The sequence below is a fragment of the Serratia sp. TSA_7 genome (genome assembly GCF_052692135.1).
This window is the reverse complement of sequence record NZ_JBQZFU010000005.1, coordinates 252858-275092: the sequence shown is the minus strand read 5'-3', so window position 1 is coordinate 275092 and position 22235 is coordinate 252858. Positions and strand designations below refer to the sequence as shown.

21 protein-coding genes are annotated in these 22235 nt (G+C 56.2%); 11 read left to right on the top strand and 10 right to left on the bottom strand.

Features of this window, described 5'->3' with window-relative positions; translation table 11 throughout:
• The 6 genes from pstA to ACUTQW_RS17830 all read left to right on the top strand — a co-directional run bounded on the left by pstA (position 1) and on the right by ACUTQW_RS17830 (position 5009).
• Entirely contained in the window at positions 1 to 891 is an 891-nt protein-coding gene (gene pstA / locus ACUTQW_RS17855; RefSeq protein ID WP_020440010.1) for a phosphate ABC transporter permease PstA, read from the top strand.
• A 54-nt stretch (positions 892 to 945) separates the two neighbouring features.
• A complete protein-coding gene (pstB, locus tag ACUTQW_RS17850; RefSeq protein WP_369982368.1) occupies positions 946 to 1716 on the top strand; it encodes a phosphate ABC transporter ATP-binding protein PstB in 771 nt (256 codons plus the stop codon).
• A 14-nt stretch (positions 1717 to 1730) separates the two neighbouring features.
• Positions 1731 to 2465 (top strand): phosphate signaling complex protein PhoU, encoded by a 735-nt coding sequence (gene phoU / locus ACUTQW_RS17845; protein WP_004950510.1) that lies wholly within the window; start codon positions 1731 to 1733, stop codon positions 2463 to 2465.
• A gap of 169 nt (positions 2466 to 2634) precedes the next feature.
• The gene (locus tag ACUTQW_RS17840) at positions 2635 to 3474 is read left to right on the top strand and encodes an ABC transporter substrate-binding protein (protein ID WP_004950512.1); all 840 of its coding nucleotides are present in this window, start codon (positions 2635 to 2637) and stop codon (positions 3472 to 3474) included.
• A gap of 79 nt (positions 3475 to 3553) precedes the next feature.
• Positions 3554 to 4267, top strand: coding sequence for an amino acid ABC transporter permease (locus ACUTQW_RS17835; protein ID WP_020440011.1), 714 nt, complete (start codon positions 3554 to 3556; stop codon positions 4265 to 4267).
• A 1-nt stretch (position 4268) separates the two neighbouring features.
• Positions 4269 to 5009, top strand: a complete 741-nt coding sequence (locus tag ACUTQW_RS17830; protein WP_006322842.1) for an amino acid ABC transporter permease — start codon at positions 4269 to 4271, stop codon at positions 5007 to 5009.
• A 10-nt stretch (positions 5010 to 5019) separates the two neighbouring features.
• Here ACUTQW_RS17830 and yieH read toward each other — a convergent pair whose 3' ends face one another.
• A complete protein-coding gene (gene yieH, locus ACUTQW_RS17825) occupies positions 5020 to 5685 on the bottom strand; it encodes a 6-phosphogluconate phosphatase (protein WP_004950519.1) in 666 nt (221 codons plus the stop codon).
• A gap of 222 nt (positions 5686 to 5907) precedes the next feature.
• Here yieH and ACUTQW_RS17820 point away from each other — a divergent pair, with 222 nt between their 5' ends.
• A complete protein-coding gene (locus ACUTQW_RS17820; protein WP_006322843.1) occupies positions 5908 to 7245 on the top strand; it encodes an NCS2 family permease in 1338 nt (445 codons plus the stop codon).
• A 34-nt stretch (positions 7246 to 7279) separates the two neighbouring features.
• On the opposite strand, the gene ACUTQW_RS17815 is transcribed toward ACUTQW_RS17820, so the two are convergent.
• The 9 genes from ACUTQW_RS17815 to rpmH all read right to left on the bottom strand — a co-directional run bounded on the left by ACUTQW_RS17815 (position 7280) and on the right by rpmH (position 15270).
• Positions 7280 to 8329, bottom strand: coding sequence for an alpha/beta hydrolase (locus ACUTQW_RS17815; RefSeq protein WP_006322844.1), 1050 nt, complete (start codon positions 8327 to 8329; stop codon positions 7280 to 7282).
• A 96-nt stretch (positions 8330 to 8425) separates the two neighbouring features.
• Positions 8426 to 8992 (bottom strand): NADPH-dependent FMN reductase, encoded by a 567-nt coding sequence (locus ACUTQW_RS17810; RefSeq protein WP_006322846.1) that lies wholly within the window; start codon positions 8990 to 8992, stop codon positions 8426 to 8428.
• A 175-nt stretch (positions 8993 to 9167) separates the two neighbouring features.
• Complete coding sequence (locus ACUTQW_RS17805; RefSeq protein WP_037433843.1) at positions 9168 to 9893, bottom strand: 4'-phosphopantetheinyl transferase family protein; 726 nt, start codon at positions 9891 to 9893, stop codon at positions 9168 to 9170.
• A 96-nt stretch (positions 9894 to 9989) separates the two neighbouring features.
• On the bottom strand, positions 9990 to 11303 hold the full coding sequence (locus tag ACUTQW_RS17800; RefSeq protein WP_004950536.1) for a lysine N(6)-hydroxylase/L-ornithine N(5)-oxygenase family protein: 1314 nt from the start codon (positions 11301 to 11303) through the stop codon (positions 9990 to 9992).
• Between the two features lie 119 nt (positions 11304 to 11422).
• Positions 11423 to 12790, bottom strand: coding sequence for a tRNA uridine-5-carboxymethylaminomethyl(34) synthesis GTPase MnmE (gene mnmE / locus ACUTQW_RS17795; RefSeq protein WP_006322850.1), 1368 nt, complete (start codon positions 12788 to 12790; stop codon positions 11423 to 11425).
• Positions 12791 to 12890: 100 nt separating this feature from the next.
• Entirely contained in the window at positions 12891 to 14528 is a 1638-nt protein-coding gene (yidC, locus tag ACUTQW_RS17790; protein WP_004950541.1) for a membrane protein insertase YidC, read from the bottom strand.
• 2 nt (positions 14529 to 14530) lie between these two features.
• Positions 14531 to 14788: a membrane protein insertion efficiency factor YidD gene (gene yidD, locus ACUTQW_RS17785; protein ID WP_004933881.1), complete on the bottom strand. Its 258-nt coding sequence runs from the start codon at positions 14786 to 14788 to the stop codon at positions 14531 to 14533.
• A complete protein-coding gene (rnpA, locus tag ACUTQW_RS17780) occupies positions 14752 to 15111 on the bottom strand; it encodes a ribonuclease P protein component (protein ID WP_004950547.1) in 360 nt (119 codons plus the stop codon). Before rnpA ends, yidD begins: the two co-directional genes overlap by 37 nt.
• 18 nt (positions 15112 to 15129) lie before the next feature.
• Positions 15130 to 15270, bottom strand: a complete 141-nt coding sequence (rpmH, locus tag ACUTQW_RS17775) for a 50S ribosomal protein L34 (protein ID WP_000831330.1) — start codon at positions 15268 to 15270, stop codon at positions 15130 to 15132.
• A 681-nt stretch (positions 15271 to 15951) separates the two neighbouring features.
• Between rpmH and dnaA the strand changes: the two genes are divergently transcribed.
• From dnaA to gyrB, 4 genes are all read left to right on the top strand, one after another.
• The gene (dnaA, locus tag ACUTQW_RS17770; RefSeq protein ID WP_004950554.1) at positions 15952 to 17343 is read left to right on the top strand and encodes a chromosomal replication initiator protein DnaA; all 1392 of its coding nucleotides are present in this window, start codon (positions 15952 to 15954) and stop codon (positions 17341 to 17343) included.
• Between the two features lie 4 nt (positions 17344 to 17347).
• Positions 17348 to 18448 carry a DNA polymerase III subunit beta gene (gene dnaN, locus ACUTQW_RS17765; protein WP_004950557.1) on the top strand — a complete coding sequence of 367 codons (1101 nt, stop codon included), beginning with the start codon at positions 17348 to 17350 and terminating at the stop codon, positions 18446 to 18448.
• Positions 18449 to 18603: 155 nt separating this feature from the next.
• Positions 18604 to 19689 carry a DNA replication/repair protein RecF gene (gene recF / locus ACUTQW_RS17760; protein WP_006322860.1) on the top strand — a complete coding sequence of 362 codons (1086 nt, stop codon included), beginning with the start codon at positions 18604 to 18606 and terminating at the stop codon, positions 19687 to 19689.
• Positions 19690 to 19707: 18 nt separating this feature from the next.
• Entirely contained in the window at positions 19708 to 22122 is a 2415-nt protein-coding gene (gene gyrB, locus ACUTQW_RS17755; RefSeq protein WP_004950559.1) for a DNA topoisomerase (ATP-hydrolyzing) subunit B, read from the top strand.
• The last annotated feature ends 113 nt before the right edge of the window (positions 22123 to 22235 follow it).

The following is a 22235-nucleotide window of genomic DNA, read 5'->3' as shown; positions in this document are numbered from 1 at the left end:
GTGGCGACTATGGAAATGCAAAACGACGTGGCGCTGTTAGAAAGCCGCCGCAAAATGCAGGCCTGGCGCCGCCAGAAAAACCGACTGGCGCTGTTCTTGTCGATGGCGACCATGGTATTCGGCCTGTTCTGGCTGGTGTGGATCCTGTTCTCCACCGTGACCAAAGGCATCGACGGTATGTCGCTGGCGTTGTTCACCGAAATGACGCCGCCGCCGAACACCGCAGGCGGTGGCCTGGCGAACGCCATCGCCGGTAGCGGCTTGTTGATCCTGTGGGCCACCGTGTTCGGTACGCCGCTGGGCATCATGGCCGGCATTTACCTGGCGGAATACGGCCGTAAATCCTGGTTGGCGGAAGTCATCCGCTTTATTAACGATATTTTGCTGTCGGCGCCGTCGATAGTCGTGGGCCTGTTCGTCTACACCATTGTGGTGGCGAAGATGGAACACTTCTCCGGCTGGGCCGGGATCATCGCGCTGGCTTTGTTGCAGGTACCGATTGTTATCCGTACCACTGAAAACATGTTGAAGCTGGTGCCGGATACGCTGCGTGAGGCGGCTTACGCGCTGGGTACGCCGAAATGGCGCATGATTTCTGCCATCACGCTGAAAGCCTCGGTCTCCGGCATTATCACCGGCGTGTTGCTGGCCATTGCGCGTATCGCCGGGGAAACCGCACCGTTGCTGTTTACCTCGCTGTCGAATCAGTTCTGGAGCACCGACCTGATGCAGCCGATCGCCAACCTGCCGGTCACCATTTTCAAATTCGCCATGAGCCCGTTCGCCGAATGGCAACAGTTGGCCTGGGCCGGGGTGCTGTTGATTACCCTGTGTGTACTGTTACTGAATATCCTGGCGCGTGTGGTTTTCGCCAAGCAGAAGCATTCATAAAATTTTGAGCGCTGCCGTGGCGGCGCTGATGAAAAGAGAGAAGTCTTGATGAGTATGGTTACTGACGCTTCCAGCAGCAAAATTCAGGTACGCGATCTGAACTTCTACTATGGCAAATTCCATGCGCTGAAAAACATCACGCTGGATATTGCCAAGAACAAGGTCACCGCGTTTATCGGCCCGTCCGGCTGCGGCAAATCCACTCTGCTGCGTACTTTCAACAAGATGTACCAGCTGTACCCCGAGCAGCGTGCTGAAGGCGGTATCCTGCTGGATGGGCAGAACATTCTGACCGACAACTCGGATATCGCCCTGCTGCGCGCTAAAGTCGGCATGGTGTTCCAGAAACCGACGCCGTTCCCGATGTCGATTTACGACAATATCGCCTTCGGCGTGCGCCTGTTTGAAAAGCTGTCGCGTGCCGACATGGACGAGCGCGTCCAGTGGGCGCTGACCAAGGCGGCATTGTGGAACGAGACCAAGGACAAGCTGCACCAGAGCGGTTACAGCCTGTCCGGCGGCCAGCAACAGCGCCTGTGCATCGCACGCGGCATCGCCATTCGCCCGGACGTTTTATTACTGGACGAGCCCTGCTCGGCGCTGGATCCGATCTCCACCGGCAAAATCGAAGAGCTGATCAGCGAACTGAAGTCTGACTACACCGTGGTGATTGTGACCCACAACATGCAGCAGGCCGCGCGTTGCTCTGACTCCACGGCATTTATGTATCTGGGCGAACTGATCGAGTTCAGTGATACTGATAACCTGTTCACCGCGCCACAGAAAAAACAGACCGAAGACTACATCACCGGCCGCTACGGTTGATTACGGGAACCCAAATGGACAACCTGAATTTAAATAAACACATTTCCGGCCAGTTCAACGCAGAACTTGAGCACATCCGTACCCAGGTGTTGACCATGGGCGGGCTGGTGGAACAGCAACTGACCGACGCTATCACCGCGATGCATAATCAGGACGGTGAACTGGCCAAACGCGTTATCGAAGGTGACGCCAAGGTCAATATGATGGAAGTGGCGATCGACGAGGCCTGCGTGCGCATCATTGCCAAGCGCCAGCCGACCGCCAGCGATCTGCGTCTGGTGATGGCGATCATCAAGACCATCTCCGAGCTGGAACGTATCGGCGACGTGGCGGATAAAATTTGTCGCACCGCGCTCGAGAAATTCTCGCACCAGCATCAGCCGTTGCTGGTCAGCCTGGAGTCGCTTGGCCGCCATACCGTGCAGATGCTGCATGACGTGCTGGACGCCTTTGCGCGTATGGATCTGGATGAAGCTATCCGGATTTACCGCGAAGACAAGAAGGTCGATCAGGAGTATGAGGGCATCGTCCGTCAGTTGATGACCTATATGATGGAAGACACCCGCACTATTCCAAGCGTGCTGACTGCGCTGTTCTGCGCCCGTTCGATCGAGCGTATCGGCGACCGTTGCCAGAACATCTGCGAATTTATTTTCTACTTCGTGAAAGGTCAGGATTTCCGTCATATTGGCGGCGATGCGCTGGAAAAACTGCTGTCTGCCGACGGCAAAGTAGAAAAAAAAGAGTAATTTTCCCCGCGAGTTACTCCCCGGAAGGCGCAGAAAACTGCGCCTTTATGCTGTTTAAAACCCTCAAAGATAAAAAGGTTATAAATATAGCTTTTTATATTATTTCCTGACCTATGTGGCTCTTGCTAGCTTAGCAGCCAGCAGGACATCAACCACTTAGGAGCTTTTCATGAAACACCGCGCTTTGGCCTTAACTCTGTTAGCCAGCCTGACCAGCCTCGCCACCGGCGCCGCACATGCGGATAAACTCGACGACATCAAGAAAGCCGGCGTAGTGCGTATCGCGGTGTTCGACAGCAACCCGCCGTTCGGCTATATCGATCCGCAAAGCAAAAAGTTGGTCGGTTATGACGTTGATGTCGCAGACGCGATCGGCAAGGCGCTGGGCGTAAAAGTTGAGCTGCGCGCCACCAACCCGGCTAACCGCATTCCCTTGCTGGTATCCAAGAAGGTCGATTTGATCGCCGCCAACTTCACCATTACCGACGAGCGCGCCAAGGAAGTGAATTTCAGCGTGCCGTATTTCGCTACCGGCCAGAAATTTATTGCCCGTAAAGGCGTGCTGAAAACCCCGGAAGACATTAAAAAGCTGCGCATTGGTGCAGATAAAGGGACAGTGCAGGAAATCACCCTGCGTGAACATTACCCAACGGCAAAAGTGATCTCTTACGACGATACCCCGCTGGCCTTTGTGGCGCTGCGTAACGGCAACGTACAGGCGATCACTCAGGATGACGCCAAGCTGGTTGGCCTGCTCGGCAACCTGCCGGCGGCGCAGAAAGCCGATTTTGAGATTTCACCGTTCAGCATCACCAAAGAGTACCAGGGCGTCGGCATTCCAAAAGGGGAAGATCGCCTGACCGCCAGCATTAACGACACGCTGATCAAGCTGGAAAAAGACGGCGAAGCGGTTAAGATCTACGACCGCTGGTTCGGCCCGGAAACCAAAACCGCCCAACCGCGCGGCGATTTCAAGATCGCGCCTTTGGATCAACAGCCAAAAGCCTGACGATCTGGAGTGCCGAGATCTGAACGGAGGGGCGCAGCTTGCTGCGCCCCTGATGCATTTGGCAAAACAAGGATTGAACATGAATTTGGACTGGCTGCTGGCGCCTCAGTATCTGGGCTGGTTATGGGATGGCTTCCTGCTGACGCTGTGGCTTTCCGCTTGCGCGAGCCTGGCGGCCACGCTGTTGGGCTTGGTACTGACGGCGATGCGCGACAGTAGCCTGCGTCCGCTGCGCTGGCTGGCGGTGGGCTACAGTTCGTTGTTTCGCAATACGCCGCTGTTGGTGCAGCTGTTCTTCTGGTATTTCGCGGCCGGGCAGATCCTGCCTTCCTCCGCCATGCAGTGGCTGAACACTTCGCATCAGATTGGGCCAATCGCCTGGCCGTCGTTCGAGTTTCTCGCCGGCTTCTTTGGCCTGACGTTGTATTCCACTGCTTTTATCGCCGAAGAGATCCGCTCCGGTATCCGCGGCGTCGCAGGTGGGCAAAAATACGCGGCCAATGCGCTGGGGCTGACCGGCTGGCAGGCCATGCGTTACGTGGTGCTGCCGCAGGCGCTGAAAATTGCCTTTCCGCCGCTGTTGGGCCAATACATGAACGTGATAAAAAATTCTTCGCTGACCATGGCGATCGGCGTTGCCGAGCTGTCTTACGCCTCGCGTCAGGTGGAAACCGAAACGCTGCGCACTTTCCAGGCGTTCGGCGTTGCGACGGTGTTGTACATCGCCATCATTGCGTTATTGGAAGGCTGGGGCATGTGGCGACAGCAACGTAAACCCCTGGGAGGGCACTAACATGGATTTCGGCGTAATTTACGACAATCTGGGTTATTTATTGTGGGGCACCTGGCCGGATGGGCCGTTGGGCGGCGCGGCGTTGACGTTGGCGATCAGCCTGATGGCCGGCGTGGCTTCGGCTGTCCTCGGCACGCTGCTGGGCGTGGCGTTGGCGATGTCGCGCGGCGTAGCCGCCGGGTTATTGGCTGCTGTACTGGGATTTTTTCGCGCTATCCCGGTCATCATGCTGATTTTTTGGACTTATTTCTTGCTGCCGATCCTGTTTGGCGTGGATATCCCGGAGATCACCACCGTGGTCTGCGCATTGGCGCTGATCGCTTCGGCCTATCTGGCGCATGCGGTGAAGGCGGGCATTGTCGCCATTGGTCCCGGCCAGTGGCAGGCCGGTTTGTCGCTGGGGCTGACCCGTTGGCAAACGTTGCGCATGATCGTGCTGCCGCAGGCGTTGCGCATGATGGTGCCGTCGTTTATCAACCAGTGGATTTCCCTGATCAAGGACACCTCATTGGCTTATATCGTCGGCGTCAGCGAACTGACCTTTCTGGCGACCCAGGTCAATAACCGCAGTATGGTGTACCCGATGGAAGTGTTCCTGTTTGTCGCGCTGGTGTACTTCGTGTTCTGCCTGGCGCTTGATCTGCTGGCCAATGCGGTCAACCGCCGCCTCAGCCCGCAGGCCAGGGCATTGAAACGTTCCTGGCGCTGGTGGCGCAACAAACCGCCGCTGCCGGCGAGCTGATCGGGGCCGATTAACGGGTCAACTGCCAGCCGCGTTCCCGCCATAACGCCGGAAGTTGGGCCAGATCGTCAAACGGGGTGACCAACGGGTGGTCGATAGGCTGGTTGTGCGGATCGGCGCAGAAGTAAAACACCGGAATGTCGGCGGCGATCCCGGCCTGGGCTCCGGCGGCGGAATCATCCACCAGAATACAACGCTCTACCGGCACCTGCATTTTTTCGGCGGCGTGGAACAGGAGCGCCGGGTCCGGTTTCCAGCGCTGGATGTCATAGCCGCTGAACAACCGGTCATCAAAATAGTTCAGCATGCCGGTCAGGCCGAGCGAGTGCTGCATTTTGCTGACCGGACCGTTGGAGACGGTGCACATCGGCACGGCTACTTGTGCCAGCAACTCGCGCGCGCCGGCGATCTCCTGTAGCTCACTGTCGAACAGACGGGCCACTTCCCGGCGATATAAGGGCTCCAATTCCTCTTTCGGCAGCGTGATGCCGTGCTCCGCATTAACCTGCTCGATGATCTCGTACAGCTTTATCCCTTTGTATTTCCTGAACATCTCTTCCAGCGACAGCTGAAGGCCGTAGTGGGCGAACATATGCACATAGGCTTTGCTGCACAGCACTTCGCTGTCTACCAGCGTGCCGTCGCAATCAAACAAAATGCAGTCGATCTGATTCATCAGGGTAAGCGTCCTTCGGTTAAGCGGCGATAAACCACTTTAACCGCATCAGGCAAGATTGCGACTCCTTAATCCACTTTGCCAGTGAATATCAATAAATACAGTCTGTTGACTACTTTAGCCGTAAAGACGGCGAAAAAAACCTGTGACCTGCGTCAAAAGCCAGACTTTTTGTTATAGGATAGCCAACGACTGTCCATTCCCCTCTTCGGAATTCTGATAATGAGCAAACCAGTATCTGGCCTTGACGTTGAGCAAGGCTTGCTTGGGCGCGTGTTTAAACTCAAGCAGCATGGAACCACGGCGCGTACGGAAACGATTGCCGGTATTACTACCTTTTTGACCATGGTGTATATCGTGTTCGTTAACCCCCAGATCCTGGGCGCGGCGGGCATGGATACGCAGGCGGTGTTCGTAACAACCTGCCTGATTGCCGCTTTTGGCAGCATTTTTATGGGCTTGCTGGCTAACCTGCCGGTAGCGTTGGCGCCGGCGATGGGCCTGAATGCGTTCTTCGCCTTTGTGGTGGTTGGCGCCATGGGTATTTCGTGGCAGATCGGCATGGGCGCTATTTTCTGGGGCGCCGTCGGTTTGTTGCTGTTGACCATTTTCCGCATCCGTTACTGGATGATTGCCAACATTCCGATGAGCCTGAGGGTGGGGATCACCAGCGGTATCGGTTTGTTTATCGGCATGATGGGGCTGAAAAACGCCGGCATCGTGGTGGCCAATCCGGACACTCTGGTCACCATCGGCAAGCTGACCTCGCACAATGTGCTGTTGGGCGCGCTGGGCTTCTTTATCATTGCCGTGCTGTCCTCACGCAATTTCCATGCGGCGGTACTGGTTTCTATCGTGGTGACGACTCTGATCGGCTGGGCGTTGGGTGATGTTAAATACGGCGGTGTGTTCTCCATGCCGCCGAACATTACCTCGGTGGTGGGCCAGGTTGATCTGGCCGGGGCGCTGAATATCGGCCTGGCAGGGGTGATCTTCTCCTTTATGCTGGTTAACCTGTTCGACTCTTCCGGCACCCTGATTGGCGTGACCGATAAGGCGGGGCTGACCGACGACAAGGGCAAGTTCCCGCGCATGAAACAGGCGCTGTATGTGGACAGCATCAGTTCGGTCGCCGGTTCGTTTGTCGGCACTTCTTCCGTCACCGCGTACATTGAAAGCTCTGCCGGCGTATCCGTTGGCGGCCGCACCGGCCTGACGGCGGTGGTGACCGGTATCCTGTTCCTGCTGGTGATCTTCCTGTCGCCGCTGGCGGGCATGGTGCCGGCTTATGCCGCCGCCGGCGCGTTGATCTACGTTGGCGTGCTGATGACATCGAGCCTGGCGCGCGTGAAATGGGATGATCTGACCGAGGCCGTGCCGGCGTTTGTCACCGCGGTGATGATGCCGTTCAGTTTCTCGATCACCGAAGGCATCGCGCTGGGCTTTATTTCTTACTGCGTGATGAAGCTCGGTACCGGCCGCTGGCGTGAAATCAGCCCCTGCGTGGTTGTCGTGGCGCTGCTGTTTATACTGAAGATTGTCTTTGTAGACGGCCATTAATACGACAAGGGCCGACGTTTGTCGGCCCTGTTCTCTATACCCCAGGCTTCGCGTCCGGTGCCTGATTCAATACCCACTGTAATGGCCGTTTGAAACGCGCCTGCCAGCCGCCTTCCGCGTTCTCTCCCTGGGGAAAATGCAACGTCTCCACCTGATTATTTTCGCTGAAAAGATTGGCGAAGTGCAGTGCCAGCGCCTGCTCGCTGAAGTTTTGCCGATCGTAGTACGCCACCACCACCTTCTTGTTCGCCGCCAGCGACTGCTGCGCCGGTTTGATCTCGCCATTGGGCGCAATCAGCATTGCACCGGCATAAAACTGCGGATACTTGCTCAGCAGGTTGGCGGCATGCAACGCCCCTTGTCCGCGGGCCGCGAGGTAGATCTTTTGCGGGTTGAGCGGTAATTCTTCCTGAGGCCGGAGGGCCTGTTGAATGGCGTTTTGGGTACTTTCCTCGCTGTAATTCGACCAGCGGAAGCTGTTTTCCGACAGCATCTGGGTGCCGTTGATCTCAATATAGGCGACGCCCATCTCACTGAACAGCAAGCGTTCTTCGGGGCTGATATTGGCGCCTTTGCCATAGCCGTGCAGGAACACCACGATTGGCCATCCTCCAGCCGGAGGAGTGCCGTCCGGTATGGCATAGCTGGCTTTGCCTTCAAACAACGGGGCGTGCCGCAGGTAGCGAGCTTTGGTGGCGGCGAGGATCGACTGATAGGTGGCACGGTGCTGGATGCTGTTGAAGGCGTCGTCTTCGAGCAATGCGTAGTAATACCACAACCCACGATTGGCGCTCAGTTGCAGATAGCGCTCAGCCAGCTCTGTCTGGCCCTTTTCAGCCGAAGAGGCCGCTAACTGATAGGGTGCCCATACGTTGCTTCCATCTTCTCGCATCAGCGTCAGATAGAGCGACATGGCTCCGAGTTTCTTGTCTTCCTGGCTTTGGGCGGAGCGCGGCAACTGGGCGTTCAGCAGGCTATGTGCCGGCAGCTCGATCGGTTCTTCTCCGGCGGGATAGCGCATTTCTGTGGCGAACGAAGGTCTGGTGAACAAAGCCAGTAATAGGGCTAAAATAAAAAAATACATAATTGCATAACTTTATTTTTTAATGGGTTAGAGAAAATCCTCTCACGGAAGCAGCGCCTTCAGCCGATTGACGGCCGAAGGCCTCAAAAACAGGATTTACTTTAGGCGGCGGATATAGTCGCTGAATGCGGACAACTGGCCGGTCAGGAAATCCAGCGCGCCTTGTTCGACCAATTGCCCGGCCTGCGCATCCACTTTGTTCTGGATGACACTGCCCATAAACTCCGGCTTGTTCATCACCATGGCGTCGAGGAACACCAGAATCTGGCGCAGATGATATTGGCAACGCGCGCCGCCAATGGGCCCCATCGAGCTGGTCTGAATCGCTACCGGTTTACCGGCCAGCGGCTGGTTCGGTAAGCGGGAGAGCCAGTCAATGGCATTTTTCAATCCGCCCGGCACCGAGTAGTTATACTCCGGGGTCACAATGATCACGCCGTCAGCCTGACGGATTTGCGCGGCGATAGCCTCAACCGAGGCGGGGAAACCTTCATCTTGTTGCACATCGGCATCATACAGCGGGATATCACGGATTGAGGGAAGCGCTTCGATGATCACCCCCTGAGGGGCGAGGTCTGGCAGCGCTCGGGCCACCATGGCGTTGTAAGAACCTTTACGCAGGCTACCGAGCAGGGTGACTATTTTTAAGGCTTGGTCTGACATGGTGATTCTCCCTTCCGAATGAACAGATTCAGCTTAGAACACCTGCCGATAGTAGGGCAAACATGGCGGTGAGAATAGCCAATTCCTGCATATTTGCCTGCATTTACAATTTTATTCAGAAATTAATAGGTTAAAGAAAGTTTTATCTTATCTTTTTTGCCATAAGCCGCCGATGTCAGCGGTGATGGGCCAGGCTGGTCAGTTTTACAAAGCGGGTGGAGATGGTGGGGGTGCGTGATGAGATCTCGCCGTACTTCTGCAGGCCTTTGTGCTCTTCGTACTGCCAGCACACCAGCCGATCAAGATTGGGCTCATGCGCACAGGCCCAGCTAAGGTGCTCGTCGATATCGCTCATCACCTGAACCTGGGGGGTAGCGCTGGAGCGAAGATGGCCGGAAAAGGGGTGCAGCAGCAGCGTCGATTGCCCGCTATTCCCCAGACCGGAAAGCTTCAGCACGCTCTGGCGGATACTCCACAACTGGGTTTCCGCTTCCAGCTGATCGTACTGTGCGCTGATCCAGGCGGTCTCTGTCGGTGTCTGATACTGGTGTTGCAGCTTTTTTTGCTGGCCGCCGCGCGCGCGCATGACCTCGATATCCAGCCCTACTTTGCCTTCATTGCTGAGCAGGACGCCCACGGTATCGCTGGCATAGGCCAGGCTGAAATCAGGCAGGTGGTTGTCGGCAAAACAGGGGCGCCCGGTGGGCGTGGTGGCTATCGGCGGCAGTGTCGGCAGCCCATAAAGATAAAACATCATTTCGGCGAGCAGGATGCGTCCCTGAAGGAAACGCTGGCGGCGTTTAGCGGAAAAAGCCGCGGTCGCGGTCAACACCTCGGCGGATAATCTATGGGTATCCAGGGCGGCGCTAGCGGGGATCCATCGGGCAAAATGACACGCCATTGTTCACTCCATGACAGAGAGGTCTCTGATAACGCAGGAGTGTTAGATTAAGCATAAGTCGCGGATTTATCATCAAAAAACAGTATGAGGTTTATCCTATTTATCTGTTTCTTGAATGTCATTGTCTGGCGCCGCATCACTCCACCATTGTATCAGCGAGGCATTTGGCGTCAGATCAAAATGCGGTTTGCCGAGCAAATGATTGAGGATGCGGGCAGAACGCCAGGCCATCAGGCTCAGGCCGCCTTCAGCGCTGCCGTGGCTGTGGATACCGGCATTCACCGCATAAATCCGGTTCTGCTCCGGCCCTTGCCACTCAAGGTTAAAATCCGGTAACAGCGGCAGGTGCTGTTGATTGTCGAAGGGGATGCGCGGCAACAGCGGTTTCAGGCAGGAAGGCAGCGAAGGGCGGTAGCCGGTGGCTAAAATGACCATATCGGCCTTAAATCCTTCCTGACGATTTTCCAGGCCATGCCGGGCACGCAACTGGAAATCCTTTCCCGTTGGCTCTATCGCCAACAGCGTTCGGTGCGGCAACAGGCGTACGTTACGTGTCTGGTGCATTACGTCAAAACGCATGTACAGCTCGCGATACAGGGTACGCAGCGTATGGTTGCTGATGCCGTCGGCGGGCAGCTTCTGCGCCTTGATTTCCCGCTCGCGGATATCTTGCGGCAGCGTATAGAAATAATCGACGTATTCCGGGGTGAAGTACTCATTGGTGAAGGCGGATTCATCCAGAGGCTGGAAGTTGGGCCGGCGGGAAAGCCAGTCCAGCTGCGCCGGTTTTCCCCAATGCCCGCGCAGCGCATTGAGGAAAATATCGGCACCGCTTTGGCCGCCGCCTACCACCATAACCCGCTTGCCGGTAAGATCCGGATTGCGGAGGGCGATCTCTGCGGCATGCAGGCAATTTTCCCCCAGAGCCGGGTAGAACTCATCGGGGATCCAGGGATCGTGGCCGGTGCCCAGGCAGATGTTTTTTGCCCACAGGGTTTGGTTGAGAGTACGGACTTCAAACAGCTGCTGGTCATCGTCAAAATCAATGCTTTCAACCGACTGCGAAAACTGTAGCCCATCTAATCTGTCGCAGGCCCAACTTAGGTAGTCCGAGAACTCTTCACGGCTGATAATTTGCTGCTCGGTGATCAGAAAACGGTAAATTTTTTTCTGCTCGACCAGATAATTGATAAATGAAAACTGGCTGCGCGGCGCAACGGCGGTCACCAAGTCCTGCAGCACGTAAGTCTGCATATACGCCGAGGGTAACAACATGCCGGGATGCCAGCGAAAGCTGGCGTTGCGATCGAGAAAGGCGTAGTTCACCTCACCGCTTTCGAAGGCCATGGCTGCCAGGCTGAGATTGAATGGCCCCAGGCCAACGCCCAGTAAATCCAATGGTTCGTTCATTTATGCTTATGTCTCCCGGCAAAAATCGCTGAGATAAGCTTAGGCCAGTTTGGGCGGGTAAAGGGGAAATGACGGGGGGATTGTTGGATGCGGGTGCCGTTTCCAGCACCCGTCGCCGATTATTTTCCGATGCAGAAACTGGAGAAAATGCGCCCCAGCAGGTCATCTGAGGTAAATTCGCCGGTGATTTCACTCAGCGCTTGCTGCGCCAGGCGCAGTTCCTCGGCCAGCAGCTCCCCCGCGTAAGCGCTCACTAACTGTTCTTTGCCCTCGACCAGATGCAGAGCCGCCTGTTCAAGCGCCTGCAGATGCCTACGACGCGCCAGGAAGCCGCCTTCCATATTGCTGGTGAAACCCATGCTCTGTTTCAGATGATCGCGCAGCAGGTCGATGCCTTCGCCGGTGCGCGCCGAGAGGCGAATAAGTGAGTGACCATTTACTTCGGTCATGCCCAGCGTTTCACCGGTGATATCGGCTTTGTTGCGCACCACAGTGATTGGCAGGCTGTGCGGCAGGCGCGCCATAAACTCTGGCCAAATCTCTGCCGGTTCGGTTGCGGCGGTGGTGGTGCCGTCAACCATAAACAGCACGCGATCTGCCTGTTCGATCTCGTTCCATGCACGTTCGATGCCGATGCGCTCCACTTCGTCACTGGCTTCACGCAGGCCGGCGGTGTCGATGATGTGCAAAGGCATGCCGTCGATGTGAATATGCTCGCGCAGTACGTCGCGGGTGGTGCCGGCAATGTCGGTGACGATCGCCGCATCGCGGCCGGCTAACGCATTGAGCAGGCTTGATTTACCGGCGTTTGGCCGCCCGGCGATCACCACCTTCATCCCTTCGCGCAGCAGGCTGCCCTGGCGCGCCTCGGCGCGTACGTTGGCAAGAGAGGCCATCACGCCGTTGAGCTGCGCTTCGATTTTACCGTCAGACAGGAAGTCGATTTCCTCATCGGGAAAGTCGATCGCGGCTTCCACATAGATTCGCAGGTGAGTAAGTGCTTCCACAAGCTGGTGGATGCGGGTGGAAAACGCCCCCTGCAATGAGTTCATTGCAGAACGCGCTGCCTGTTCGGAACTGGCGTCGATCAGGTCGGCAATTGCCTCGGCCTGCGCCAAATCCAGCTTGTCGTTGAGAAAGGCGCGTTCGGAAAACTCACCGGGCCGCGCGATGCGCACGCCGGGTAGCGCCAGCACGCGTTTCAGCAGCAGATCGAGGATTACCGGCCCACCGTGGCCTTGCAGTTCCAGCACGTCTTCGCCGGTAAAGGAGTTCGGCCCCGGGAACCACAGCGCAATGCCCTGATCCAGGGTGGCGCCTGCGGCGTCGCGGAACGGCAGATAATCGGCGTATCGTGGCTTCGGCAACTTGCCGAGCAGGGCCTGGGCGGCGTCTTTCGCGCCACGACCGGAAATACGCAGAATGCCGACGCCGCCGCGTCCCGGCGGAGTGGCTTGGGCTACGATGGTATCGGTAGTGCTGCTCATAACGGTTCTCTCTGACGATTCAATATGCAAAAAGGCGGTCTAATGACCGCCTCTTATCTTTCGCTGCAAGGGTTCAGCGCGCCGAACCCCTACAATACGCTTAGGTCTTTTTCTTGTCGCGGCTGTGTAAGCCACGTTTTTCCAGGCCGCGGTAAATCAGCTGCTGCTGGAGGATGGTGACCAGGTTACTGACGATGTAGTACAGCACCAGACCGGACGGGAACCACAGGAAGAACACTGTGAAGATCACCGGCATAAAGGTCATGATTTTCTGCTGCATCGGGTCAGTCACTGTGGTTGGCGACATCTTCTGGATGAAGAACATCGTCACGCCCATCAGGATTGGCAGAATGTAGTACGGGTCTTGCGCCGACAGATCATGGATCCACAGGGCGAACGGCGCATGGCGCAGCTCAACCGAGCCCATCAACATGTAGTACAACGCCAGGAAGATTGGCATCTGGATAACCAGCGGCAGACAACCTCCCAATGGGTTCACTTTCTCGGACTTGTACAGCGCCATCATTTCCTGACTCATGCGCTGTTTGTCGTCACCGATACGCTCACGCATCGCCTGCAGTTTTGGCTGCAGCATGCGCATTTTCGCCATCGAGGTGTACTGCGCTTTGGTCAGCGGGTACATGATGCCGCGCACGATGAAGGTGATGATGATAATCGAGAAGCCCCAGTTACCGATAAAGCCGTGGATGAACTTCAGCAGTTTGAACAGCGGCTGGGAGATGAACCACAACCAACCGTAATCCACGGTCAAGTCCAGATGCGGCGCCAGTTGGGCCATCTGATCCTGCAACTCCGGGCCAACCCACAGGGTGGCATTCAGCTGTTGCTGCGCACCAGGCTGCACCACAACCGGGGTAGATTTGAAGCCGATGGTGGACAGGTTGTCGCCAGGTTTAGCGGTATAGAAGGTATTGCTGCCCTGAGTTGCCGGCACCCATGCGGTGGCGAAATATTGTTGCAGCATCGCAACCCAACCGCCCTGAGTGGTGACATTCAGGTTCTCGTCCTTGTCGAACGCATACTTCTGATATTTGTCTTCGCTGGAAGAGTACGCCGCGCCGCGGAAGGTATGCAGAGCGAAGTTGTTGCTGCCGGTGTCGCGGTGCTTAGGCAGTTCAGTAGTCTGCTTCAGTTGGCCGAACAGGGTCAGCTCCAGCGGAGCGGTGCTTTTGTTGTCGACGTTGTAGTCAACGCCAACCGCGTAATGGTTACGCTTGAGCACGAAAGTCTTGGTGTAAACCGCACCGTCTTTGCCGGTGAAGGTCAGCGGGATGCGCAACTCATCCTGGCCTTCCGGCAGGGTGTAGTTGTCCTGCGCCGCCTGGAACAACGGGCGTTCGCCGTTTGCCGGGTTATCCGGGCCGTTTCTGCCGGTCAGACCGCTTTGCGCCTGATAAACAAATGACGGGGTGTTTTCCAGCAGTTGGAATGGAGTCGATGAACCCAGGGTATCCGGGTAGGCCAACAGTTTAGCCTGCTCGATATCACCACCACGCGTGTTGATGGTCAGCGACAGCACGTCAGTGTTAACGGTAATCAGTTTACCTTGGCCACTGGCTGGCACAGCCTGGCTTGCAGCATCACCGGTAGCTGTGTTCGAAGTCTGTTGCGTGGTCTGGGCGACTGGTTGCGGAGCGTTGTCCGTTTGCCAGGCTTGCCAGATCATGAAAGACACGAACAGCAGAGCGATGAGGAAAAGATTGCGTTGCGAATCCATCGTTAGTGTTCTCTGTTATCGTCGGTTTTCGGCGGCACGGGATCATCGCCACCTGGGTTCAAGGGGTGGCATTTTAATACGCGTTTCAATGCTAACCAACTGCCTTTTATCATGCCAAACCTGCTTAATGCCTCAATTGCGTAATGAGAACATGTCGGCTGGAAGCGACAACGAGGCCCAAGCAACGGACTGATGACGAGCTGGTAAGCCCGCACCAGCCCGATCAGGATGCGGGAGCCTGGCGACAGTGGCGACGCCATAATTTTTCCAAAGCTTCCGTCAACGCGCGGTTATCCAAATCCGCTATCCCTTTTTTGGCCACCACGACAAAATCCATCGCCGGTAACTCGTGCTGACGTAAACGGAAGCTCTCGCGGGTAAGGCGTTTGATCCGGTTGCGTTCATGCGCGCGTTTGACGTGTTTTTTGGCGACGGTAAGACCGATGCGGGGATGCCCCAGCTGGTTCAGGCGGCCGAGGATGGTGATTTGCGGCGTGCCAGCCCGTTGTGGCTGCTGGAAGACGAAAGTGAAATGAGTGGGAGTTAACAAACGTAACTCCCTGGGAAAAGCGAGCTTAACCACTCAGCGGGTTAGCTTTTATTACTTAGAAACAGTCAGACGAGCACGGCCTTTCGCACGACGGCGGGCCAGAACTTGACGACCATTTTTGGTGGCCATACGAGCACGGAAACCATGGCTACGGTTGCGCTTCAATACGGACGGTTGGAAAGTGCGTTTCATGGCGATTTCTACCTAAACTTAAAATAAGGACATAAGTCAAATGCGTTTGGCTACTCGGCGTGAAAGCTACCGACGCCTCAATCGCAATATATAAAGAGGCGGGATTGTAATAATTGTACAGTCCTGAGTCAATTCACATCGCGCGAGCCTACCTGGTTGTCTGCCAATACGGAGTAAAATCCGGTCTTGGCCCGTGGTCACAGCTGAATCCCGTCTGGCCAATGACTCACCATAAGGAACCAGGTATTACACGTAGGGCGAATATTATACGGATTCGGGGGTAAACCGCAAGGATCCTGAAGCGATCCTGGTGTTTAAAAGCCAGGATCCTTCGTGGATAACAGGGTATAACCGGTTGACAATGTAAAAAATGCCCTCCTTCGGGCGGGATCTCGCCTGCAATTCGACGTGGATGGCGAAAAGATCGCCGCAGGCCGCGGCCTGTGGATAAAATGGATCTAATCTGTGATGAAGGGGAGGATCTCTTGCTCGGATTGCGCTATGATCCGTCATTCCGATCGCGATCTCTCAAGCGGGGATCGTGAGGGACATAAACCGTGAAAGGCGGTTCGCATGCCCCACTGGTGTTCAGCCGATGCCGGGCATGTGTCAAAAATCATGAGTTATAAAAAATTAGCCTGATTCTTTTCTTTTATTGATCTTGTTCGAGTGGAGTCCGCCGTGTCACTTTCGCTTTGGCAGCAGTGTCTTGCCCGATTGCAGGATGAGTTACCTGCCACAGAATTTAGTATGTGGATACGCCCATTGCAGGCGGAACTGAGTGACAATACCCTGGCGCTTTATGCGCCCAATCGCTTTGTGCTGGATTGGGTTCGCGATAAATACTTAAACAATATCAATGGGCTGCTGAATGATTTCTGCGGTACGGATGCCCCTTTGCTGCGTTTTGAAGTCGGCAGCAAACCGCTCACCCAAATCATCAGCCAGACCGTCACTGCCAGCGTCAGCGCACCTAGCGCGCCGGTGGTGCGCGCCGTAGCGCCTTCCCGGCCAAGCTGGGATAACGCGGCGCCACAGCCCGAACTTTCTTACCGCTCCAACGTTAATCCAAAGCACACCTTTGATAACTTTGTTGAGGGTAAATCCAACCAACTGGCGCGCGCGGCGGCCCGTCAGGTGGCGGATAATCCGGGCGGTGCCTATAACCCGTTGTTTCTGTATGGCGGTACCGGGTTGGGTAAAACTCACCTGTTGCATGCGGTCGGCAACGGCATCATGGCGCGCAAGGCCAACGCCAAAGTGGTCTATATGCACTCTGAACGTTTCGTGCAGGACATGGTAAAAGCCTTGCAGAACAACGCCATTGAAGAATTTAAGCGTTACTACCGTTCGGTCGACGCGTTGCTGATCGATGACATCCAATTTTTTGCCAACAAAGAGCGTTCGCAGGAAGAGTTCTTCCACACCTTTAACGCCCTGTTGGAAGGCAATCAGCAGATTATCCTGACGTCAGATCGCTATCCCAAAGAAATTAACGGGGTGGAAGATCGCCTCAAATCCCGTTTCGGTTGGGGCCTGACGGTGGCAATAGAGCCGCCGGAGCTGGAAACCCGAGTGGCGATCCTGATGAAAAAGGCCGACGAGAACAATATCCGTCTGCCGGGCGAAGTGGCGTTCTTTATTGCCAAGCGCCTGCGTTCCAACGTGCGTGAGCTCGAAGGGGCGCTGAACCGCGTGATCGCCAACGCGAACTTTACCGGCCGTGCCATTACCATTGATTTCGTGCGCGAAGCGCTGCGCGATCTACTGGCACTGCAGGAGAAGCTGGTCACCATCGATAATATTCAAAAGACGGTGGCGGAATACTATAAAATTAAAATCGCGGATTTGCTGTCCAAGCGGCGTTCGCGTTCGGTTGCCCGCCCGCGCCAGATGGCGATGGCATTGGCAAAAGAACTCACCAACCACAGCCTGCCAGAAATCGGCGATGCGTTTGGTGGCCGCGACCATACCACGGTGTTGCACGCCTGCCGGAAGATTGAGCAGCTGCGTGAGGAAAGTCACGACATCAAAGAAGATTTCTCAAATTTAATCAGAACATTATCTTCCTAGCGCTATGAAATTTATCGTTGAACGTGAGCATCTGCTAAAACCGCTGCAACAGGTGAGCAGCCCGCTGGGCGGCCGCCCAACATTGCCAATTCTGGGTAACTTGCTGCTGCAGGTGACGGAAGGCTGCCTGCTGCTGACCGGCACCGATCTGGAGATGGAGATGGTGGCGCGCGTTGCCCTGTCCCAACCCCATGAAGCGGGCGCGACTACCGTCCCCGCGCGTAAATTCTTTGATATCTGCCGTGGCTTGCCGGAAGGGGCTGAGATCGCCGTAACGCTTGAAAGCGAACGCATGCTGGTGCGCTCCGGCCGCAGCCGTTTCTCGCTGTCAACGCTGCCGGCGGTGGATTTCCCGAACCTGGACGACTGGCAGAGCGAAGTTGAATTTACTCTGCCGCAGGCGACGCTGAAGCGCCTGATTGAGGCCACGCAGTTCTCGATGGCTCATCAGGACGTGCGCTACTACTTGAACGGCATGCTGTTCGAAACCGAAGGTGAAGAACTGCGTACCGTAGCGACCGACGGTCACCGCCTGGCGGTGTGCTCGATGCCTATCGGTCAGCAACTGCCTTCGCATTCGGTGATCGTGCCGCGTAAAGGGGTGATGGAGCTGGTGCGTCTGCTGGACGGTGGCGATACGCTGCTGCAACTGCAGATCGGCAGTAACAATATTCGTGCCCACGTCGGTGATTTTATCTTCACCTCCAAGCTGGTTGATGGCCGTTTCCCCGATTACCGCCGCGTATTGCCGAAGAATCCGGACAAAACGCTGGAAGCCGGCTGCGACTTGCTCAAGCAGGCTTTTGCCCGCGCAGCCATTTTGTCGAACGAAAAGTTCCGCGGCGTGCGCCTGTATGTGAGCCAGAACCAGCTTAAGATCACCGCCAACAACCCGGAGCAGGAAGAAGCTGAAGAGATCCTTGATGTCAGCTACGACGGCACCGAGATGGAAATTGGTTTCAACGTCAGCTACGTGCTGGATGTGTTGAATGCGCTCAAGTGTGAAGATGTGCGCCTGCTGTTGACCGACTCGGTTTCCAGCGTGCAGATCGAAGACGGTGCGAGTCAGGCGGCGGCGTACGTCGTCATGCCGATGCGGTTGTAGAAATTATCGGGCTATCTTACTTGCCCCTTTGCGATTGGGCAGTGCTCGCAATCCTCGCGTACTCTGTGTACGCTCCGGTTGCTGCGCGCTGGCCGCGCGCAAATGGCCTGCGACGATTACGCCCTGGGCTGTTCGATGATTAAGATAACTGCAGCATGGCTCTGACGCGTTTACTGATTAAAGATTTCCGCAATATCGAAGCGGCGGATTTGGCTCTGGCGCCGGGATTCAATTTCCTGGTTGGGGCCAACGGCAGTGGGAAAACCAGCGTGCTTGAGGCGGTGTATACCCTTGGCCACGGGCGCGCATTTCGCAGCCTGCAGGCCGGAAGGGTGATCCGCCACGACCAGCCGGAGTTCATTTTGCACGGCCGTATTGAAGGCGCTGAGCGTGAAATATCCGTTGGATTAAGCAAGAGCCGTCAGGGAGACAGCAAAGTACGCATCGATGGCAGCGACGGCCACAAAGTGGCTGAGCTGGCGCAGTTATTGCCGATGCAGCTGATTACCCCCGAAGGTTTTACCCTGCTAAACGGCGGGCCGAAATTTCGGCGCGCCTTCCTGGACTGGGGTTGTTTTCATAACGAACCCGGTTTTTTCACCGCCTGGAGCAACCTGAAACGGTTACTGAAGCAGCGTAATGCCGCGCTGCGCCAGGTCAGTCGCTATGCGCAGATCCGCGCCTGGGATCAGGAACTGATCCCGTTGGCCGAGCGTATCAGCGAGTGGCGGGCAGCTTACAGCGACGCGATTGCCGCGGATATCACCGCGACGTGCGCGCAGTTTTTGCCCGAATTTGCCCTGAGTTTCTCTTTCCAGCGCGGCTGGGACAAAGAGAGCGACTACGGAGAGCTGCTGGAGCGCCAGTTTGAGCGCGACAGGGCGTTAACCTATACCGCCGTGGGGCCGCATAAGGCGGACTTCCGCATCCGTGCCGAGGGCACGCCGGTAGAGGATTTATTATCGCGCGGTCAGCTAAAGCTGCTGATGTGCGCGTTGCGCTTAGCGCAGGGTGAGTTTCTCACCCGGCAGAGCGGGCGGCGTTGCCTGTATCTGATTGATGATTTTGCCTCCGAGCTGGACACCGGCCGTCGCCGGTTGCTGGCCGATCGCCTGAAAGCCACCCAGGCCCAGGTCTTTGTCAGCGCGGTAAGCGCTGAACAAGTGACCGATATGGCCGGTGAAAAGGGCAAGATGTTCCGCGTGGAACAGGGTAAAATAGAGGTTCAACCACAGGACTAAAATGAGCGAGAAACGTTGATGTCGAATTCTTATGACTCCTCAAGTATCAAGGTATTAAAAGGGCTGGATGCGGTGCGTAAGCGCCCGGGCATGTATATCGGCGACACCGATGATGGCACCGGTCTGCACCACATGGTATTCGAGGTTGTGGACAACGCTATCGACGAAGCACTCGCGGGCCACTGTAGTGACATTCAGGTGGTCATCCATGCCGATAACTCCGTTTCGGTACAGGATGACGGCCGTGGTATCCCGACCGGTATTCACGAAGAGGAAGGGGTTTCTGCGGCGCAGGTCATCATGACCGTGCTGCATGCCGGCGGCAAATTTGACGACAACTCCTACAAGGTATCCGGCGGCCTGCACGGCGTGGGTGTCTCCGTTGTAAACGCCCTGTCCGAGAAGCTGGAACTGGTTATCCGCCGCGAAGGCAAGGTGCATGAGCAGACCTACGCCATGGGTGAGCCGCAGGCGCCGCTGAAAGTGGTCGGTGAAACCGATCAGACCGGCACCACGGTGCGTTTCTGGCCGAGCTACGAAACCTTCACCAACAACGTTGAATTTGAGTACGACATTCTGGCCAAGCGCCTGCGCGAGCTGTCTTTCCTTAACTCCGGCGTGTCTATCCGCCTGAAAGACAAACGCACGGACAAAGAAGACCACTTCCACTACGAAGGCGGCATCAAGGCGTTTGTCGAATACCTGAACAAAAACAAAACCCCAATCCACCCTAACGTGTTCTATTTCTCTACCGTGAAAGACGACATCGGTGTGGAAGTGGCGCTGCAGTGGAACGACGGTTTCCAGGAAAACATCTACTGCTTCACCAACAACATCCCGCAGCGCGACGGCGGTACCCATCTGGTCGGTTTCCGTACCGCGATGACCCGTACCCTGAACAGCTACATGGATAAAGAAGGCTACAGCAAAAAGGCTAAAATCAGCGCCACCGGCGATGATGCGCGTGAAGGCCTGATTGCCGTGGTTTCGGTGAAGGTGCCGGATCCCAAGTTCTCTTCCCAGACCAAAGACAAGCTGGTTTCCTCCGAGGTGAAAACCGCGGTTGAAACGCTGATGAACGAGAAGCTGGTCGATTATCTGATGGAAAACCCGGGCGATGCGAAAATCGTCGTCGGCAAAATCATCGATGCGGCGCGTGCCCGTGAAGCGGCGCGTAAAGCGCGTGAAATGACCCGTCGTAAAGGCGCGTTGGATCTGGCCGGCCTGCCGGGCAAACTGGCGGACTGCCAGGAACGCGATCCGGCGTTGTCCGAACTCTACCTGGTGGAAGGGGACTCTGCGGGCGGCTCTGCCAAGCAGGGGCGTAACCGTAAGAACCAGGCGATTCTGCCGCTGAAAGGTAAAATCCTCAACGTCGAGAAGGCGCGCTTCGACAAGATGCTGTCTTCGCAGGAAGTGGCGACGCTGATCACCGCGCTGGGTTGCGGCATCGGCCGTGACGAGTACAACCCGGACAAGCTGCGTTACCACAGCATCATCATCATGACCGATGCCGACGTCGACGGTTCGCACATCCGTACGCTGCTGTTGACCTTCTTCTACCGCCAGATGCCTGAAATCATTGAACGCGGCCACGTGTTCATTGCCCAGCCGCCGCTGTACAAGGTGAAAAAAGGCAAGCAGGAACAGTACATCAAAGATGACGAGGCGATGGATCAGTATCAGATCGCCATCGCGATGGACGGCGCAACTCTGCACACCAATGCCAACGCGCCGGCGCTTGCCGGCGAACCACTGGAAAAACTGGTGGCCGAGCACTACAGCGTGCAGAAGCTGATCGGTCGTATGGAACGCCGCTACCCGCGCGCGCTGCTGAACAACCTGATCTACCAGCCAACCCTGAATGAAAGCGATCTGAGCGATCAGGGCAAAGTGCAGGTATGGATTGAGTCGCTGGTGAAACTGCTGAACGATAATGAGCAGCATGGCAGCAGCTATGACTCGGTGATCTTCGAGAACCGCGAGCGCCAGATGTTTGAGCCGGTGCTGCGCATCCGTACCCACGGCGTGGATACCGACTATCCGCTGGACTTCGAGTTCTTCCACGGCGGAGAATATCGCAAAATCTGCCAGCTGGGCGAAAAACTGCGTGGCCTGATCGAAGAAGATGCCTTCATCGAACGTGGCGAACGCCGTCAGCCGGTAGACAGCTTCGAGCAAGCGCTGGAGTGGCTGGTGAAAGAGTCGCGCCGTGGCCTGTCGATACAGCGTTATAAAGGTCTGGGCGAAATGAACCCTGAGCAGCTGTGGGAAACCACCATGGATCCGGAAAGCCGCCGCATGCTGCGCGTGACCGTGAAGGACGCCATCGCCGCCGATCAACTGTTCACCACCCTGATGGGTGATGCCGTTGAGCCGCGCCGTGCCTTTATCGAAGAAAATGCCCTGAAAGCGGCCAATATCGATATCTAACGCGTTCTGTCGCCGTAAAAATCCGCGCCGGGCAACCCGCGCGGATTTTTTTACGCTTTTTTTAGCGCTGACACCGCAGGCTTAAACGCGTTAGCATGAAGAAAATACACCTG